We start from the raw sequence: 19758 nt of genomic DNA on the forward strand, positions 1-19758 counted from the left end.
TTTGCAGGAACGTTGTACTTTGTCTCAAGATGATCCACAGCTCTGTTATCACTGGTTATTCCCAGGCCGATACTTGCAGCACAGTTCTTCATGTATATGATGTCAGATAATGGGGTACCGCCGGGAAATATCTTTTCCACCTTTCCGGTCATGGGGGCATCGAAGGTTTCCGATGCATCGGGCAGGAATATAAAGGATCTGAGCCCAATGATAGCTGTCAGTATTCTTTTCAGTTCCCGGGTATCTTCAGGTGCGATGTGCTCTCCAAGCACCACATTGAGCTTGTTGTTGAATATGTCATTTCCCATACCGTATTCGGTAAAATGCCGGACAATGGCGTCCACTGCCTTGATAAAACCTGTTGTGTGGCTATCTTCATAGCTGGGGGTAGATACGGAAATTATGTGAACGTCATCAGCATTTTTATCTTCTTCCCTGAATTCTGTCAATATCCTTCCAACATCATCTCCTATGGTCTCTGCGAGACATGTCGTAGTAACACCTATGACCTTCGGATGGTATCGTGTTATCACATTCCTTAGTCCCTTCTTCAGGTTCTCGCTACCTCCGTAAACTGCTCCTCTCTCGCTGAGGGATGTGGAAGCTATGTCCACAGGTTCACGGAAATGATGCGAGAGGTGCAGCCTCATATATGTGCTGCAGCCTTGGGAGCCATGCATAAGCACCATGGAACTCTCTATGCCCTTAAAGGCCATCACACTCCCCATGGGCTGACACATCACACAAGGGTTGACAGTTGTATAATTTCTTTCTGTCATGCTTCCATCCCTCTGATGATAGCCGCATCTTCCTGTACGTTCTCAATATGTGTTCCCGGAACTTTTTGCACCTTAATGGCCTGATTGTCCACACTATCCTTGATATTGCTCTTAGCGGCCTTCCAGACCGGGCTGTTGATAGATGAATCCATTTCTCTGGCAAAGTTGAGGAATCCCTCAAAACCTTCGAACTCAACTACTCTGTCGTGGTTGAAATCACAGAATGCAACACCTGTCTTGTAAGCAAGGAACCTTTCCTTGACTCCTGCGACCATAAGGTCAGCCTTTTGCTTTACCAGCAGTTCTGCAAGTTCCAGGGGATTCGCATCATCTACAATGACCGTTCCGTCCTTCACTTCATAACTTATCTGGAGGTAATCGTCCTTCTTTCCGGTCTGCGTGCCAATGATCACCACTTCCATGCCAAGTTCCCTGAATCCCTTGATGAGGGTAAGGGCCTTTGCAGCCCCTCCCATATAGATCGCTGCTCGCTTTCCTTCAAGCCGTGAGCGAATACGCCGGATATCAGGCATGATCTTGGCCGTTTCTCTGGCTATGATCTCTTCTGCCTTCTGATTCATTTCTTCCGAACCGAAGAACTCAGCCGTTTCCCTTAAGGCAGTGCTCAGATCCTCTATTCCGAAGTAACTAACCTTCCTGAAAGGTATTCCATACTCTTCCTTCATCCACTTGGCTAAAGTTGTCATGGAGCCGGTGCACTGCACCAGATTAAGCTGGGCTCTATGGCACTCGGATATGCTCTGTACCGTGGAATCGCCTGTAAGTGATGTTACTACCTGTATCCTCATTTCCTCAAATAGAGGCTTCACCAGCCAGACATCTCCTGCAACATTGAATTCCCCTATCAGGTTGATACGGTAAGGGGACCTGATGTTTCCTTCCTTTGTACCTATGAGTACCTTCAATGCTTCACATGCGGCCTTGTATCCATCGGACTTCGTTCCCTTGAACCCTTCAGACTTAACAGGTATCACGGGTATGCCATTCTTTTCGCTGGCAGCCTTGCAGACTGCTTCCAGATCATCACCTATTATTCCGACAATGCAGGTGGAATATACGAAAACCACAGGCGGCTTGTATAAATCAACAAGTTCATCGATTGCCCTGGCAAGTTTTTTCTCACCACCGAACACCACATCTATTTCCTTCATGTCAGTGGAGAAACTGGTGCGGTAAGTTTCCTTACCGCTGGACTTGCTGCCCCTTATGTCCCAGGTATAGCTTGCACAGCCTATGGGGCCATGGACAAGGTGTACTGCATCCGTGACAGGGTTAAGTGCGACTCTGGCACCCGAATATACACATGCTCTCTGGCTCATGGCCCCTGCAATGGATGTGTTATCGCAGGCAAGCAAAGTTTCGCCCTTAACTTTCTGCTTCAAGGCAATATACGGCTGCCTCTCTTCCAGAGTAGTTACAAAGTTTGTCATTTCCGGCATACCCTCACTTCCTTTCAAATCATTGCACAACCTCAAGCATGCATTCGTCTACGGTCTTGTCCCTGATGTCCAGGAACGTGTTCCCTATCCGCTCGACCAGCCAGGCCGCTCCGGAGTATCCCATGATCGGGAAATGATGCAGGTTCGCCCTGTCCATGACCGGGAACCCTACTCGGATAAGGGGTATGTTTTCTGCAAGAGCTATGTGCTTGCCATAGGTGTTGCCCATGAGCATGTCCACCGGCTCTCTCTTGATGAGCTGGTGGAGGGTGAACAGGTCTGATCCGGACAATATCTGTGCCTGCGGGTACAGGGGGTGTACCATGTCCGAAACCTCCTTTTCGAACTTCTTGCTCGAAGTGCCTGTGAGGACGACCGTGGGTTCCATCCCCATCTCAAGGACAAGACTTGCAAGACCTCCTATAATGTCAGGGTCCCCGAATATTGCCACCTTCTTAGCATGGAAGTGAGGATGTGCATCTGTCATCATATCGACAACTCTTGCCCTTTCTTCTTCCAGCTCCGGGGGGATGGGAACATTTGCCATTTCTGCAACATCCATGACGAACCTGTCAGTGTATCGGATACCAATGGGTACGGGCCCCACCCTTGAGGGAACCTTGAACTTGTTCTTGAGAGCCTTTGCCGCGGCACCACCGGCCAGGTTACACAATGCAATGGTTCCCAGAGAATTGGCCGTGTCTTCAACATCGCCTATGGGAGTCCCGCCTCTTGCATATAGTTCTCTGATGCCGGATATCCCGGAGTCGAACACGTCTGTCTGATCCGGGAAAACGATCGCGGGCACCTTCATTACGGCAAGTATTCTCTTGATCTCACGGATGTCTCCGGGGTTCACGAAACCTGGTATGATATTGAGCTTGCCGTTGGGCTTGCTCTTCTTTGCAAAGGTAGTGACAAAGGACTCTACCATGTTGTCATAACCTGTTACATGGGAACCCACATAACTGGGTGTGGATGCAGCGCAGACCTTGATGGACGGATCGATGAGCTCTTCCATCTGCACATCCTCTACAATACGCTTTACATCGTCACCGATGGTTTCTGCCACACATGTTGTGTGTACTGCGATGACTTCAGGCTGATAGATGACCTCAATGTTGGCAAGGGCTTCCTTCAGGTTCGACGCACCTCCGAACACTGCGGTGCCTTCATAGAAACTGCTGCTTGTAGCCGCCGTAGGCTCACGGAAGTGCCTCGAAAGGCACATACGCAGGTAAGACAGGCATCCCTGTGATCCGTGACTGTGGGGCATACAGTTGCGTATACCCATGGCCGCATACACAGCACCTATGGGTTGACAGATCTTCGCCGGGTTGACTACCAGTGCATCTCTGTGTACTTCTTCTCTCGGGGTATAATCTAACATCTTATTCCCTCCTTCTTACTCTGCCTTCCAGGGCGTCTTCATGTACTTCCAGGTAGGGCTGTTCACTGTCATGTCCACATCCTTTGCGAATTTAAGAACTCCCGAAAATCCGGTGTATCTTCCACTATAGTCGTAGGAATGTATCTGTCTGGATGGCACTCCCATCTTCTGAGCCCAGTACTTGTCCTTGATACCCGAACAGAAAAGATCGGGCTTCAGCTCCTTTATGAGGAACTCTGTCTCATAGTGGTTCAGGTCATCCACGATCACTGTGCCATCCCAGGTTTCGGGGAACATGCCTTCGTAGTCCATGAGGCCCAGCTTTTCCTTAAGTTCCTTCATGCGTGCTTCACTTATGGCAGGTGTGAAGTCTTCATCCTTCTCATAGTGCAGGTCTTCAAGTATGCTGCTTGATGCCTTTTCCTTCATGGTTTCCAGGATATGTCTGCCTTCGTAGTCATCCCTGTGAGCGAACTGATATCCAGCGACCACCACCTTCATTCCAAGATCTTCGAACAGGTTCTGGTAGTGGTGTGATCTGGAGCCACCGGAGTAGATGAAGACCTTCTTACCCTGCAGCTTCCTTATGTATTTCTCAAGTTCAGGTTTAATCTTTGCCATTTCTTCGGCTATGACCTCTTCAGTGCGCTTTGTAAGCTCAGGGTCATCGAAGAACCTTGCCATCTTCATCAGGGACTTCCTGGTCCCTTCGATACCCACATAGTTCACCTTAAGCCAGGGGACACCGTACTTCTCTTCCATCATGCGGTTGGTGTAGTTGACAGACCTATGGCATAGCAGGATGCTCAGCTTTGCCCTGTGTGCCTTTGCGAGGTTGTGGTATGAACCGTCACCTGTAAAGCTTGAAACTATGCGATAGCCGATCTTCTCGAACAGGGGCTTTATTTCCCATAGGTCGCCTCCAATGTTGTATTCACCGAATATGTTGATGTCAAAAGGAGTGGGGTTCTCGAGCTCTTCAGTACCTATGATATGTTCCATGAGTACGTTGCTTGCAATGTGGTGTCCTGCGGACTGGCTGACCCCACGGTAACCTTCACAACGCAGGCCCATGACCTTTATCCCATGTTCCTTTTCTGCCTGCAAGGCCACAGATTCAATGTCATCACCTATGAGACCCACTGGACAGGTGGCACAGATGGAGATGGCACCTGGCTTGAATATACGTACAGCATCATCAATGGCTGCCTTTAATTTTTTCTCGCCACCAAAAACTATGTCCGTTTCCTGTATGTCAGTGCAGAAACAGTATTGCATGTAGTTATCTCCGCCCTCTTCGGCCTTTGCGAAATTGCGTCTTGTTCCCCAGGTGTAATATGCACAACCGATGGGCCCGTGCACGATATGCACCATGTCCTTGATGGGTCCCATGACCACACCCTTACCTCCGGCAAAGGCACAGCCGCGGTTTGTCATAATGCCGGGTACTACCTTGCTGTTCGCTTCAATGTGCTGCTCCACGGAGCAGTCCCTGACAACTAAATGCTTTCTGCGGTCCTTTGCCACCTTTTCAGGATAGGCCCTGAGCATTTCATCAATAATATTCTGTGTGAATTCTATCTCTGAGCTCACAGGTTTTCGCCTCCTACAGTGATTTCTCCTTCTTCTCCGGTCCTTATCCCTACAGCTTCAGGGATGTCGATGACGAAGATCTTCCCGTCTCCGAAATGCCCTGTCTGGTTGACTTCTATGATCTTCCGTATGATCGTTGGTGCTGCCTTATCATCCACAACTATTGTGAACAATCTCTTTGGCACAAAGGGCATGCACTCCTTTGTGGCAATGCCTTCAGGCCGTGGAAGAGGCGGGTCGAACTCATAACAGAGTCCCTTCTGCTTTCCTCTTCCCATCACCTTCTGCACGGTAAAAGAGGGGTATCCGCAGTCCGAAAGTGCATCTCTGGTCCTTTGCATCTTGTTCATGCGGATTATTGCCGTTATTTCCTTCATGTTGTCCCCCTTGGTCTTTTACAGGACCGCTTCTCCGGTACGTATCGTATATGCGTTTTCCACAGGGCTCACGAAGATCTTCCCGTCACCATACTTGCCGGTGCGTGCGGCCTTTTTAATTATATCGATGACAACTGGTTTTTCTTCGTCACTTACCACCATCATGAGCATTGTCTTTGGCAGTTCATCGAACTGTACCTCAGCCGTGTGGATACCTCTTTGCTTGCCCCGGCCGAAGACATCCATCTTGGTGAGGGAAACGTAACCTTCCTTCTCCAGTGACTCAACGATGTCTGTGACCTTGTCGGGCCTTACTATTGCGCGGATCATCTGCATTTGTTCCACCTCACAGCTCGATGATACCAAACTCTACCATCATTGATTCCAATGCCTCCATTTCCAGGGGCTTTGGCACTACGAACTTATCGTTGTTCTCGATATTCTCTGCAAGGGTCAGGTATTCCTGTGCCTGCTGGCAGTTTGGATCAAAATCGATGACAGTTTTCTTGTTGATCTCTGCTCTCTGCACGATGTTGTCCCTGGGCACGAAGTGGATCAGCTTGCTTCCGAGCCTGTCAGCGAACGCTTCGAGGAGTTCACGTTCTCCATCCACCTTTCTGCTGTTGCAGATTATGCCACCGAGCCGCGCTCCCCCTTTTGCATACTTCTGTATACCCTTACAGATGTTATTTGCAGCGTAGATGGCCATGAGTTCTCCGCTGGCGACAATGTAGATCTCCTTTGCCTTTCCTTCACGGATGGGCATTGCGAATCCCCCACATACCACATCACCCAGCACATCATAGAACACATAATCAAGGTCATTCTCGTATGCACCCAGGTTTTCCAGAAGACCAATGGATGTGATGATACCCCTGCCTGCGCATCCCACGCCGGGCTCCGGTCCTCCTGATTCTACGCACTTAATTCCGCTAAATCCGGTCTGCAAGAGGTTATCAAGTTCTACTGATTCGTCTCCCTCCGACCTTAATGTATCAAGCACTGTCTTCTGGCTGAGGCCCCCAAGCAGCATCCTTGTCGAGTCTGCCTTGGGATCACATCCTACAAGCATTATCTTCTTTCCCATTGTTGCAAGCGCTGCTGTGAGGTTCTGGGTTGTTGTTGACTTCCCGATACCTCCCTTCCCATAAATTGCTACCTGACGCATTGATTTCACCTTGGTTTTTAACATGCGTGTACTATATTATTTCATGTTGTTTATGTTTTATAGTACATCGGAATCCTATGTATTAGGTAATAATATTTAAACATTTTTATGAACTGCGCTTGGCATACTAAATTAATTTAGCTAAAACAGGTGGTACAATAAGAACTTTTTTAAAAAAAGAGATGCTTTTAATTAGTTTTCCATATTTTGCTCAACCACTAGAAAAAAGGTGTACATCTTTAACAATACTCAATATCTTTTTCACCTTTGTCATCATGGTACCTCGGAGCAAGGCATCAAAAACAGACGAAAAATGAAGATCCAGCGATATTCATCCTTATTGTAGCGGGACATATTTTTAAATATTTAAGCTACATGAATTATTTTTATACTTATGTATGTTAGTTATTATATACTGTGCTTTATGGTGCAACTTCTCTTTTTCCATTTTTAAAATGACAGTGCAGGGGTACAACCTAAATTATTATATATGTTAAAATTAAACATTACTCAGAAAGATTGGTGAAGGGATCTAGTGAAAAAGATTGCAATGCTACATAGCTTTGTAGATGAAATGCCAAATTTGTTCAAAAGGCTTAAAGATAATGGGTATTCAGTTTCCACAATCTCGCTTTCTAAAGAAGATCTGATCCTTAGGACTAAAAGAAAAGAATATGATGCATTTTTACTGGATCTGTCTGAAGTACCTGTTGAAGAAGTAAAGCAATATCAGCACTTTCCTGAAATAACTGGCCATATTCCTGTTATTTTGATCACTTCCTCAGTTGACCATTCCCTTTTACAGGCATTGGATGGTATACTCATATCCGGCTGTTTGATACCTCCTTTTTCAGATGAGCAATTATGCTCGACCATTGAACTGGCCTGTCATAATCACAACATTCTAAAAACCAGTGTATATGACATGAAAAATACCTTGCTTGAGAAGGAGAGGAGTTATGCTATGCTTCTCTCAAATCTGCCTGGCATGGCATATAGGTGTGACAATGATCGGGAGTGGACCATGCGATTTGTTTCAGAAGGCTGTTACAAGTTAACAGGTTATGGGTCCGAAGCGCTTGTGCACAATAGGGATACCTCTTTCAATGAGCTGATCACTCCTGAAAACCGGGAACGTCTCTGGCATAAATGGCAGGAAGTGCTTTCCAGAAAAGAAACATTCCAGGACGAGTATACCATAACTACCGCAGCCGGAGAGAAAAAATGGGTATGGGAACAGGGAAAGGGTGTCTATGACGTCAATGGGAAAGTAATAGCTATTGAGGGCTTAATTACAGATCTTACTGAGCAAAAGAATGTAGAGGAAGCACTCAGGGAAAGTGAGTCACGCTATCGCAGTCTGTTTGAAAATAATCACTCTGCCATGCTGGTCATCGATCCTGATACAGGCAACATTGTAGATGCAAATCCTGCAGCAGTATCTTTCTACGGTTGGACGCGTGAAGAACTCAAAAGTAAGAACATCAAAGAGATCAATACATTGTCTCCTTCAGAAGTAAAAGAGGAAATGGACCTTGCGACTAAAGCCCAGCGTACTCATTTCTCTTTCAAACATCTTCTGGCAGATGGTTCCGTGAGAGATGTTGAGGTTTTCAGCGGTCCAATCTATATGAACGGAAAAATGCTCCTCTACTCTATTATAAATGACATCACAGAGCGTAACAGGATGGAGCAGGAACTTCGCCTGAACCAGTTCTGCATCGATCATTCAGCTGTGGGGATATTCCGTATCGAAGAGCCTGATGGCAGAATAGTGAGTGTGAACGATCATGCGTGCCAGTCCCTGGGATATTCCCGTGAGGAACTCTGTTCAATGACGGTATTGGATATTGATCCAACATTTACTATTGAGACATGGCTTGAACATAGGAAAAATGTAAGACATCTGAAGTCGGGAACTATCGAGACCATCCACTGCAAAAAGGATGGCACTGAATTTCCTGTAGAGGTTACTGTAAATTATATGGAATATGAGGGAAAACTATTCTCTCTTTCCTTTGCAAGGGATATCACCAAGCGCAAGGTTGCAGAAAAGGCGCTCAAGGAGAGTGAAGAGTTTTTCAGGACCACTTTATACAGTATTGGTGACGGGGTCATCACCACTGACACTAACGGATGCTTACGGCAAATGAACCCTGTTGCTGAGAAGCTCACCGGGTGGACAGAGACCGAAGCCAGGGGAAAACAGCTTGAGGAGATTTTCAACATCGTCAATGAAGATACACGAAAGCAGGTTGAGATACCCGTGCGCAGAGTATTGAGGGAAGGCCGGGTAGTAGGGCTGGCAAATCATACGCTGTTGATCTCAAAAGACCATAGGGAGATACCCATTGCTGATAGTGGCTCGCCTATTGTGAATGAGAAGGGCGAGATAATCGGAGTTGTCCTGGTCTTCCGCGACCAGACCGAAGAAAGGGCAGCTCAGAAGGCTCTTATGGAAAGTGAGTCACGTTTCAGGCAGCTTGTCGAGAATGCACCTGAAGCCATTTTCGTTCAGACGAATGGTTGCTTTGCCTATGTCAATCCTGCAGCATTGCGTCTTTTTGGCGTTGATTCTGCAAGCCAGTTAATAGGTCAGCCTGTTATGGAGCGTTTCCATCCGGATTTTCGTGATATTGTACGTGAACGTATCCATCTTCTTAATGATATGCGCGAAAACGTACCTAATATCGAGGAGATCTACCTGAGGCTTGACGGCACACCTTTCAATGTTGAGGTTTCTGCGGTGCCGATCAACTATGATGATCTTAACGGGTCCCTGGTGTTTTTCAGGGATATCACTGAGCGCAAACAGGTAGAAAGAGCTCTCATCAGGGCAAAGATGGTCTCTGATGAGGCTAATCGCAGCAAGACCGAATTCCTGGCCAATACCAGCCATGAACTGAAAACTCCTTTGAATTCTATAATCGGGTTTTCAGAACTGATGCTTGCCGGTGAGCTGGGAAATATCAGCGAGCAACAGAAAAAATACATTGGGACTATACTTGAAAGTGGCTATCTGCTCCTTAATATTATAAACAGGATACTGGATATATCCAGTATCAATTATGGCCGGATGGGTCTCAGTTATACGAAATTTGATCTGTGCAATGCTATTCAGGACACCTGTGCAATGATGCAGGCAGCTGCAAACAGGAAATCCATAGAACTGATAGTTGATATTGATCCACAGATCAATGAGATAAATGCGGATATCATCAAGTTCAAAGAGATCGTTTATAATCTTGTGGAAAATTCCATAAAGTTCACACTTTACGGGGGGATTGTGATCATCACTGCCACTCAGAATGAAAGCCATGTGAAGATCTCTGTAGCAGACAATGGTATTGGTATAGCAAAAGAGAATATTGAGAGGATATTCGATCCCTTTTACCAGGTGGATAGTTCCACAACGCGCAGGTATAGCGGGACCGGGCTTGGTCTTGCCCTTATAAATCAGTTCGTTAAAATGCACGGTGGGACCATTTGGGTGGAAAGTGAACCCGGTAAAGGCAGCACCTTCACTTTTACCATTCCCCTAGACTATGGGGAACAACAGATACGTATGTTGCAGGTTTCTGAACATTAAAGTATGAACTTTTGTTCACGGCCAGGACAAACCACTTCTGATGATTTGTACAGGGGACAACATGATCATTTGCCATTACCGTTGAGGGTTTCCACGATCTCTTTGAAGCTTTCCAGCCCTGCTTCTATATTCTCTATTATCTCATTGGCAAGTACATCGGGGTCAGGCAGGTTGTCCAGGTCTGCCAGGCTTTTATCCTTGAGCCAGAAGATGTCCAGGTTGGTCTTGTCCCTTGCTGATATTTCCTCGTAGGTGAATCTGCGGAAACGGCCTTCGGAATCTGCCTCGCTCCATGTTTCCCTGCGCTTGGAACGGTTCTCAGGGTTATAGCACCGGATGAAGTCCTCAAGGTCTGTGAACCTGAGGGGGTTCTTTTTCAGGGTGTGGTGTACGTTGGTGCGGTAGTCGTAGATCCACACTTCCTGAGTCCAGGGTTCTTTTGATGCAGGTTTTGCTTCAAAGAACAGCACATTGGCCTTTACTCCGTGGGCGTAGAAAATACCTGTGGGCAGGCGCAGGATGGTGTGCAGGTCAGTGTTCTCCAGGAGTTTTTTGCGTACTGTCTCACCTGCTCCGCCTTCAAAGAGCACGTTGTCAGGGAGTACCACTGCTGCCTGTCCCCCGGGTTTAAGAATAGTATGAATGTGCTGCACGAAATTGAGCTGTTTGTTGCTGGTAGTCACCCAGAAGTCCTGGCGGTTGTATGTAAGATCTTCTTTCTCCTGCTCGCCTTCGTCGTTGGTGAAGGTCATGCTGCTCTTCTTCCCGAAGGGCGGGTTGGTGAGCACGTAGTCGTACCTGATATTGGGATCGGCTATGAGGGCATCGGAATTGGAGATCATGGGCTCTCCGTCTATTTCTCCGATGTTGTGCAAAAAGAGGTTCATGAGTGCCAGCCTGCGGGTCCCGGCCACTATCTCATTGCCTCCGAAGGTCTTTGTTTTCAGGAAGCGGCTCTGGTCGCGGTCAAGGTTATAGTTGTGCGTGAGGAAGTCATAGGCTGCAAGGAAAAAGCCGCCTGTGCCACAGCAGGGGTCGCCTATGGTCTTCTTGGGCTCCGGGCGCAGGCACTGGACCATGGCTTTGATGAGCGGGCGGGGTGTGAAATACTGTCCTGCTCCGCTTTTCGTGTCCTCTGCGTTCTTCTGCAGCAGTCCTTCGTAGATCTCGCCTTTGGTATCCACTCCCATCATGACCCAGCTTTCCTTGTCGATCATATCAATGACCTTGTAGAGCATGGCAGGGTCGCTGATCTTGTTCTGCGCCTTGAGGAAGATCTGCCCGAGCATACCGGGCTTTTTGCCCAGCTCTTCCAGCAGTTCCTTGTAGTGGGTATCAAGCTCTGCACCGCGCTTTTGTTTCAACACATCCCATGTGTACTCCTCCGGGATGCCTATGTCCCGGCCGTATGGCGGTCTTCTGTATTCCTCGGCCATCTTGAAGAATATGAGAAAGGTCAGCTGTTCCAGATAGTCGCCATAGCTTACGCCGCCGTCCCGCAGGACGTTGCAGAAGCTCCATACTTTGGAAACGATGGATGATGTGTTTTCGGTCATGGTCTTTATCTCTAGGTTTTGAATAGTATTTTTGATCTTTTTAGTTGAATTTGATACTCAAAAGCTGTGTTCAACTTGCAGGGTAGCTTGCGGGGTCAGCCCTTCGCCATCCCGGATGATATTCTTCAGTTGCTCGGATATCATGATGTATCTTGTGTCTTTTGTCCTTTTACATAATTAAGCTGCGATGAAATAAGTTACTTTATTTTTGTGCTTCCCTCATATCTTTTCTTATTTTTCTTCTCAGAACCTGTTCAGCTGTCCATCCGATGGCGTTGTAAAGCGGATTAACTGGCACATCTACGTAGTATTTTGCTTGTGGTCTCAGCCAGCCTTGCTCTTTCCAGTAAGCGTGATCTGTGGGTGAGTCCTGAACAAGTTCTCCAAAACTTGCTTTCTGGGCATGGAATACAATGACATCTCTAAGCCCAGGTGAGCTGCGCTCTTTTCTCATGAGGGCATCGTAAAATATAGTAGCTGCTTTGTTCAGTTTTTGTTCGTTTGCAAGCTCTTTCTTCCTTGGTATCGCCATGGGGGGAGTGACGACGCCGACCTTGTGGGTTACTTCAAAACCCCAGACGCTTGCTACCAGTTGCATATAATCGAGTATATCCTTAAGACCTGTGGCTCCGGTAGTTGAGAGCAGCAGAGCCTTTTTGTGAAAGAAGCGTGGGCGATGGAATATGTACGACAGGCGGTCTATGAAGTTTTTCATGAGTGCGGATACACTCATGCCATATACGGGTGTTGCAAAGATCACTCCGTCAGCATCATGCATTTTCTGCTCGATGAGAGGTGCATCGTCCTTGAACGGGCAACGGTCCTCTCCTTTGACAAAACAGGAAAAACAACCGCAGCAATGCGACAGATTCACGTCTTTGAGCATCAGGTACTCAAATTCAGCGTCACCCTTTGACCGCATGACCTCTTCAATCTTCCTTACAGCCCGATAGGTATTACCCTTGCGCGGACTTCCCATGATCACCAGGACTTTCATATTCTCAGCACATCCCTTCAATATTTATATAGTGCAAGGTATGATGTTTTCAGAGTCTCTGTTTTACTGTATCACTTACTATATCACTTACTGTATCAATGACCTATTGTGAAGATAAAATTTCACCATTACTTTTAATATTATGGGGTGTATGCCTTCGCTTCTTCTCTTTCCCTCTCTCAGACAACTTCATTTTTAACCACAGAGTTCACAGAGAACACGGAGAATGCAATTCTCCTGTGAACCGTGATCCCTATCCCTTTCTATTACTCTCTGTGACCTCTGTGTTCTCTGTGGTTTGATCTTTGCTTTGAATGAAGATCTATCAGTCACTTCTTCCCATTTCCCACTCTTTCCGCCCTGATCCTTTCCAGCAGCACTTCCGCAGGCTCCCAGTCCTCCGCCCTGCGCACCTCTGCAAGCTCCCTTTCACTAAGCAGCTTCCCCTCAAATGCCTTTTTCAAAATACTCTGCCGCAGCGCCTCCGCCTTCTCCAGCGCCTCATCAATATCCTGCGCCATCTTATCGCACACCGAAAGGCGCGTTTCTATCTCCTCAACGATGGCGTGTTGTTCGGGGAGGGAGCAGAGAGGAAAACTTGTATTCTCAATAATTCCTAAATTTAGATTTGGCTGCACTCCTCCAGATGATTTCATTCGAATCTCATCATAGTTTTTCATCAAGAACAATTTAAGATACGACCTTATTTCTTCTTCAGTTCCTTCCTGTACAATTGCAGCAATTGCTTGATTTGTTGTTGCTTCAATTAACAGTTCAGAGCATTTGCCTCTGGTTTTGCCTTCACCATAAAGTGCAACAAGTAGAGTGTATTTTGGATATATTTTGAGGTTTGTTTCCTTCAGGGCTATGTCCGTAACATAATTTGATGCTGATTTTACATACGCTTCATTGAGTGCACCACTTGTAACCCATGGGATTGTACCATCCTTGTAAAAATCGATTCTTTTTTTCAGGGGCGTAACGCCTGTACCAACTTTTGAGACATCTGCAATTTTCACCCATCCCCACCCCTCCGGCAGCCCCGGCAATTGAGCAATTTCATCTTCGGTGAGAGGTTTTACAAGCTTCACTTTCCTGCCGGAAGCCTTTGCAGCTTCTTCTCTTTCCCTGCGGATCTGCTCCAGCAAATCCCGTGCATCCGGCAGATCGGTCTGCTGCTCCCGCCATTTTCTTGTAAGTTCGCCCTCGAACGCTTTCTTCAGCACCGCCTGCCTGTAAACTTTAAGCTGCTCCTGTGCCAGCCTGAGGTTGGCGATACCGTTGTCGAGGTCGCTGAAAAGCTGCTCGATCTTAGAGACAATGGCGTGCTGTTCTTTTAATGCTACAAATGGAATTGGTACTTCCCTTATGTTGCTCATTGAAATTGACCCTTGAGCCGTTGCTTTGGACATTCCTGTAATTTTTCCAAAACCTAATATCGAAGACAGATAAAAGAGCACATATTTATTATTTAAATGATTATCCAAGTCAATCTTAGAAACATTTGGCCCCAAGAAAAATTCTTTATTAAAAGGTACGATTCCTACATTTCCTAAACCAGCACCCACGAATACCATAAGTATTTCTCCTCCATAAATTCTTGATCGTGGTAGCTTTTCCATCACTTCTTTATCGACATAAATAAAATTTCTTGGAACAAACCCTTCTTTTGAAATGTTCTGGGCTCTAATTACTGGTATATCTCCTTTTTCTTTATAAGTCACATATTTTGTAAATTCAAATCCTGCTAACTTTGTAACAAATGAGTGTTCACCGAGCTTTACCCATTTCCATCCATTTGGCAATATGAGCAATTCATTAAGTTCTGTTTCAGTGAGGGATTCTATTTTTTTCATTATAATTCGCCGAGGTTCAGTCTAGTTTTCTGTATTTTTCACTCTTTGATTAATTTATTACTTCCCAATGTCCGCCTTTATCAGGACCGATGCGTTTTATCTTTCCTTCAGCCTTCAATTTTGTTATATTCCACTCCACTCCGCGTCTGGAGAGTCCTGTTACCTTACTCAGTTCTTCGTAGGTAATGGCAGGATCGATCTTAATTGCCTCAAGGATTTTCTCCACAGTTTATACCACAGTTTATACCACAGTTTATACCACAGTTTATACCACAGTTTATACCACAGTTTATACCACAGTTTATACCACAGTTTATACCACAGTTTATACCACAGTTTATACCACAGTGATCTTAAGATCAAATATCAATGCTTCTATTTCAGGATTGGTCCATTATTTCCCAATGTCCACTTTTCCTCGGTCCTATGCGCTTAATCTTTCCTTCAGCTTTCAATTTAGTAAGGTTCCATTCCACTCCCCGTATCGATAGACCTGTAATCTGACTTAGTTCTTCACGGGTAATAGTGGGATTATTTTTAATCAGTTCCAGGATTTTCTCCTTAGTTTTCCCCTTAGTTTTCTCCTTAGTTTCCTCTGAACTTTCATCCAAATCTGCCTCAGAAGTTCTGTCAAGTTTTCGGAAAATAACAGAAAAACCGCTATTGTATTCAAATTCCACTGACGATTTTTTGTTCTCGTCCACTGCCTGTTTAATTCGGCTTATGCCCGTACCCACTTTTTCAATGTAGTTTATGCGATGCAGCAAAGAAGCGATCAGAGGGTTACGTGTGACACTCTTACGTCCGAATTCGGAAGGTTTCAGACCGCTTGGCAGCCCGCCGGGATTGGATATCTGCACCCTGTCATCAAAGACCTCGATAAGCACATTGGAGCTCCTGTCAAAATAATCGCGGTGGCAGACAGCGTTTATTATAGCTTCCCTGAGAGCCACATCAGGAATATCTGGGATCTCTTCCCGTTGAACTCCTTCAATTTTGTACTGCACGTTGGTGTGCCTTTTCACGAAAAGGATGGCATTATCGATGTTCTCGACAATGTTTTCCTTGAAATCCTTCTTATCAAGGATATGCACCTTCTCCGTGCCCTTGTACAGCACGCATACCACAATGGCATGGTTCATCAGGAAATCAATATCCTTCGCAAAGAACAGCACGCCTGCATTCGTCAGTTTTCCTTCATCGTTGATGCAATCGAGGTTCCTAAGCAGCGACATCCTGTCAATGGACCTGCTGACGCCTGCCATGTTCAGGAAACTCTCAAAAGCCCTCTCATCGAAATCATCCTCAAAGACCGCTTTTTCATTCCTCAGTTCCTCAAAGCGAATGCGCCCTTCCTTCTGGAAGAAATCAATGATCTCATTGCGTGTAAGCTTCTGGGAATTTGCCCCGTTGCGGATAAAGAAACCCCTCGAACAGGCATAGGGCTTATCCCTGCCCTCCGGTACCTCCACGATAATAAGGTTATCCTGCACCCGTATCTCAATATCAAGATGCGGCTGCAACTGCCTGAGGGAATCCTGCACTCTTGACCTGAAACTATTATCAGTATGTGTACCCTTTATGGTTCCATTATCAGCAACTCCGAGGATCAGTTTACCTCCGCCGGAATTGGCAAAAGCGCAAACCTCCTCTACAAAGGACTTATCAAGGGATTCTTTGAACTCTGTGTGGTATCCTTCGCCAGCCTCTATGATATCTTTGATCGAAAATTCCATTTTTAAGCCGCCAGTGCCTCGTTCAGTTCGCTGATTATACTGTTCATCTCATCGCCAAAGAGCTGGTACATCCTGCCTCGCCCTCCCAGAATGTCGAAGGGCTGGTAATCCAGGTCATCCATTTCCAGGTGGAAGCTGCCTGTCACGTAATCCTTTATCATGCGCAGCCACTCCATCTGCTCCTCATTGAATTTCACAGTTCCGGCCTGCTTTTTGAATACCCAGTCCCGGAAGTTGCGGTTCACCGTCAGGTCGTATGCAGTAAGCACCGGGTCAATATCCGTCACCCTGCGGATCAGGGAGACCAGAGCAGTAAGCTCTTTCTTCGGAGAGTTCCCGTTCACCTTCTCCAGCTGCTCGTAAGCCTGCCAGACCCGTAAAGGCGCAAACTGCGGCTTTTCCAGCTTCAGCTTCTCCAGAACTTCCTTTATCATGGCAAAAGTAACATCCCTGCGCTGGTACGGCTGGTTATAGAATATCCGAAGGGCTGTGATCTCATCCTTATGGACTTCCAGGTACTCCCTGAAATCCCGCACAAGCTCATCAGCCCTCACAACAGCATCCTTATCCCATTCGGTCCGTGTAACTACGTCAATGTTCACCGTATCAATGATCTGCTCATGCACCCTGCGCACGTTCTCTATGTACTCGTTAAGCTCTCCCGTAAACGTGGACCTGGCAACATCGATCAATTCCTGCTGCGCCTGCCTGCTCGCCTTCTCCTGCGGCATGTCAGGATGCATCTGCCGGATCTCAAAAGTCCGACCCTCGATAACATCAGGGTTATACGCATTCAGCAGATCCCTTATTGTCTGGTTGATGGACTTTCCGCTAGCCTTCTCAGCATACACGGCCTTCTCCTCAGGAGTTATCATCTTATCCAGCCGCGCCAGCCTGTTCGCCAGCGATACATACAGGTCCTCGTCCTGCGCGCCAAAGGTCACAGCCACCAGCAGGTCCTTGAGAGGCGCACCTTTCTTGCGCTCCAGCGGGCGGCTATCCGTCTTCATGGACTTTGTAACGCCCACGGCATCCACAATAACAAAATGTGTCTTCGCAGAGACCACCGAAGGCGTCACCTTTCTCAGGTCATCATATCCCATGACCCGCGTGCCCCGGCCTTTCATCTGCTCGAAGTAATTGCGGCTCTTCACATCCCGCATGAACAGCAGGCATTCCAGCGGTTTCACATCCGTGCCAGTAGCGATCATGTCCACAGTTACCGCGATCCTCGGATTGTAGTCATTGCGCAGCGCAGACAGCACAGAATCAGCATCTTCCTCAGCCTTGTACGTCACCTTCTTGCAGAAGGCATTGCCTTCCCCGAACTCCTCCCGCACGATCTGGATAATATCATCCGCATGGCTGTCGGTCTTGGCGAAGATCAGGGTCTTCGGTATCTCCTGTCTGCCGGGGAAGATCTCCGGCAGCTTGTCCCTGAACGCCCTTATCACATTGCGTATCTGGCTCAGGTTCACCACATCCCTGTCCAGCTGCCTGCCGGTGTAAGTAAAGTCCTCATCCAGCTGCTCCCATCTCTTCCTGCGGCTCAGCTTCTCCCTTTTATCCACGAATTCCTTAGCCTTGATCTGCGCACCGTTCTTCGTGATCTCGGTCTCTATTGTGTACACATCATAACCCACGTTCACGCCGTCAGCCACAGCATCCTCGTAGCTGTACTCGCTCACCACGTTCTCATTGAAGAACCCGAAAGTGCGCTTATCAGGCGTGGCAGTAAGCCCTATCAAAAAAGCATCAAAATAGTCCAGCACCTGCTTCCACAGGTTGTATATGGAGCGGTGGCATTCATCGATCACAATGAAATCGAACTGCTCGATAGGCACTTTCTCATTGTACACCACAGGCAGCGGTTCCTTAGGCTGCCATCCGCTCTCGGCAGGATTCGTTTCCTCAGTTTCCTCATCCAGCTCCTCGCCTTTCAGGATAGAATACAACCGCTGGATGGTGGAAATACACACCTGGCTGTCCGAAGCAATATAGCTGGAACGCAGCCGCTGCACATTGTACAGTTCAGTGAACTTGCGGTTATCGTCATTGGGGGTATATGCCATGAACTCCTGTTCCGCCTGCTTACCCAGGTTTCGGGTATCCACAAGGAACAATACTCTCTTGGCATCCGCATATTTAAGCAAGCGGTAAATGAAAGTAACAGCAGTATACGTTTTCCCAGAGCCAGTAGCCATCTGGATCAATGCCCGCGGGTGATTCTCCTTAAATGACCTCTCCAGGTTATTGATCGCCCGGATCTGGCAATCATGCAGTCCTTCTGTCCTAAGTCCGGGGATATCCTGCAATCTGTTTCTCAGCGACTTTTCTTTTTTAAGCCATTCCCTGAAGGTCTCCGGGCGATGGAATGAAAAAACAGGTCTTGACCTCGGTTTCGGGTCACGGTGGTCAGTGAACCTCGTAAGTGTCCCGGTGCTTTCGTACACAAAAGGCAGAGGGTCATTGTTCAGGTATTTCAGCTTGCTGGTGGCATACTCGCCGGACTGCTCCTCGACAACCGTTAGTCTGTGGCCTTCTTCATCCTTCTTGGCCTCGATTATCCCCACAGGGCCTTTATCCACGAAAAGCACGTAGTCAGCAGGTCCGACATCTGTAAAGTACTCCTTTACAGCAATGCCTTCGGCTGCATTCCAGTTAATCCTGTTCCTTTCCTGCACTATCCAGCCGGAAGCCTCCAGTTTTTCATCGATCCTGTCTCTGGCTTCCTGCTCAGGGCTCTGGTTGTGGCTCATAGACCTTATCCATGGATTTATTCTTTCATCCTTCTCCCAGGCTTGGGAACTGCATGGAAAATTCATGCAGTTTCAGGAATGATTTTGGAAAAGTCTATGTTCACATTCAATATAAATATTCTTAGTTTCGGTTGTATATGGTTTGCACAAAGCCAAAAAAATAAGGGAAGGGCCCCGTAGGACAAACTATGGAAGGCTTATGGAATATGGAGGCTACGATCAACAGTGATCACTGAGCTTTGATCCCCGGGGCCCACGCTGATCAAGAAGGAGAATGCACTTACAGTGCATCCCCGTCAGTTTCGCCTGTTCTGATCCTTATGATCTTTTCCACCGGGTAGATGAAGATCTTTCCATCGCCTATTGAGCCCGTCTTAGCATGCTTCATAATTATTTCAACTACAGCATCTGACTTTTCGACTGGCACGACCAGTTCGATCTTCACCTTGGGAAGCAGGTCCACGCAGTACTTCTGGCCTCTCCATTGCTGAAGTACGC

At 47.1% G+C, this 19758-nt stretch carries 15 protein-coding genes; 1 reads left to right on the top strand and 14 read right to left on the bottom strand.

Annotated elements, in window-relative coordinates:
* The 7 genes from AB7U21_RS03740 to nifH form a co-directional block, all read right to left on the bottom strand.
* The coding region (locus AB7U21_RS03740) for a nitrogenase component 1 (protein WP_428387099.1) at positions 1-779 on the bottom strand (779 nt) is incomplete at its 3' end.
* Entirely contained in the window at positions 776-2239 is a 1464-nt protein-coding gene (gene nifE, locus AB7U21_RS03745) for a nitrogenase iron-molybdenum cofactor biosynthesis protein NifE (RefSeq protein WP_428387101.1), read from the bottom strand. The genes AB7U21_RS03740 and nifE, both read right to left, overlap by 4 nt.
* A 19-nt stretch (positions 2240-2258) precedes the next feature.
* Positions 2259-3629: a nitrogenase molybdenum-iron protein subunit beta gene (gene nifK / locus AB7U21_RS03750; RefSeq protein WP_428387103.1), complete on the bottom strand. Its 1371-nt coding sequence runs from the start codon at positions 3627-3629 to the stop codon at positions 2259-2261.
* A gap of 15 nt (positions 3630-3644) precedes the next feature.
* Entirely contained in the window at positions 3645-5222 is a 1578-nt protein-coding gene (nifD, locus tag AB7U21_RS03755; protein ID WP_428387105.1) for a nitrogenase molybdenum-iron protein alpha chain, read from the bottom strand.
* Entirely contained in the window at positions 5219-5599 is a 381-nt protein-coding gene (locus tag AB7U21_RS03760; protein ID WP_428387107.1) for a P-II family nitrogen regulator, read from the bottom strand. The genes nifD and AB7U21_RS03760 overlap by 4 nt, the downstream gene beginning before the upstream one ends.
* A gap of 18 nt (positions 5600-5617) precedes the next feature.
* Positions 5618-5935, bottom strand: a complete 318-nt coding sequence (locus AB7U21_RS03765; protein ID WP_428387109.1) for a P-II family nitrogen regulator — start codon at positions 5933-5935, stop codon at positions 5618-5620.
* 10 nt (positions 5936-5945) lie between these two features.
* Complete coding sequence (nifH, locus tag AB7U21_RS03770; protein WP_428387111.1) at positions 5946-6767, bottom strand: nitrogenase iron protein; 822 nt, start codon at positions 6765-6767, stop codon at positions 5946-5948.
* A gap of 535 nt (positions 6768-7302) precedes the next feature.
* Between nifH and AB7U21_RS03775 the strand changes: the two genes are divergently transcribed.
* Entirely contained in the window at positions 7303-10356 is a 3054-nt protein-coding gene (locus AB7U21_RS03775; RefSeq protein WP_428387113.1) for a PAS domain S-box protein, read from the top strand.
* 65 nt (positions 10357-10421) lie between these two features.
* On the opposite strand, the gene AB7U21_RS03780 is transcribed toward AB7U21_RS03775, so the two are convergent.
* The 7 genes from AB7U21_RS03780 to AB7U21_RS03810 all read right to left on the bottom strand — a co-directional run.
* Positions 10422-11912: a type I restriction-modification system subunit M gene (locus AB7U21_RS03780; protein ID WP_428387115.1), complete on the bottom strand. Its 1491-nt coding sequence runs from the start codon at positions 11910-11912 to the stop codon at positions 10422-10424.
* Between the two features lie 202 nt (positions 11913-12114).
* Positions 12115-12909, bottom strand: a complete 795-nt coding sequence (locus AB7U21_RS03785) for a flavodoxin family protein (RefSeq protein WP_428387117.1) — start codon at positions 12907-12909, stop codon at positions 12115-12117.
* 329 nt (positions 12910-13238) lie between these two features.
* Positions 13239-14765 carry a restriction endonuclease subunit S gene (locus AB7U21_RS03790; RefSeq protein ID WP_428387119.1) on the bottom strand — a complete coding sequence of 509 codons (1527 nt, stop codon included), beginning with the start codon at positions 14763-14765 and terminating at the stop codon, positions 13239-13241.
* Positions 14766-14814: 49 nt separating this feature from the next.
* Positions 14815-14991, bottom strand: coding sequence for a winged helix-turn-helix domain-containing protein (locus AB7U21_RS03795; RefSeq protein WP_428387121.1), 177 nt, complete (start codon positions 14989-14991; stop codon positions 14815-14817).
* Positions 14992-15145: 154 nt separating this feature from the next.
* Positions 15146-16501, bottom strand: coding sequence for an RNA-binding domain-containing protein (locus tag AB7U21_RS03800; RefSeq protein WP_428387123.1), 1356 nt, complete (start codon positions 16499-16501; stop codon positions 15146-15148).
* A 2-nt stretch (positions 16502-16503) separates the two neighbouring features.
* A complete protein-coding gene (locus AB7U21_RS03805) occupies positions 16504-19260 on the bottom strand; it encodes a DEAD/DEAH box helicase family protein (protein WP_428387125.1) in 2757 nt (918 codons plus the stop codon).
* A 280-nt stretch (positions 19261-19540) separates the two neighbouring features.
* The coding region (locus AB7U21_RS03810) for a P-II family nitrogen regulator (protein WP_428387127.1) at positions 19541-19758 on the bottom strand (218 nt) is incomplete at its 5' end.

Origin of the sequence: Methanomethylovorans sp. (assembly GCF_050177135.1) — an archaeon.
Classification (GTDB): Archaea; Halobacteriota; Methanosarcinia; order Methanosarcinales; family Methanosarcinaceae; genus Methanomethylovorans.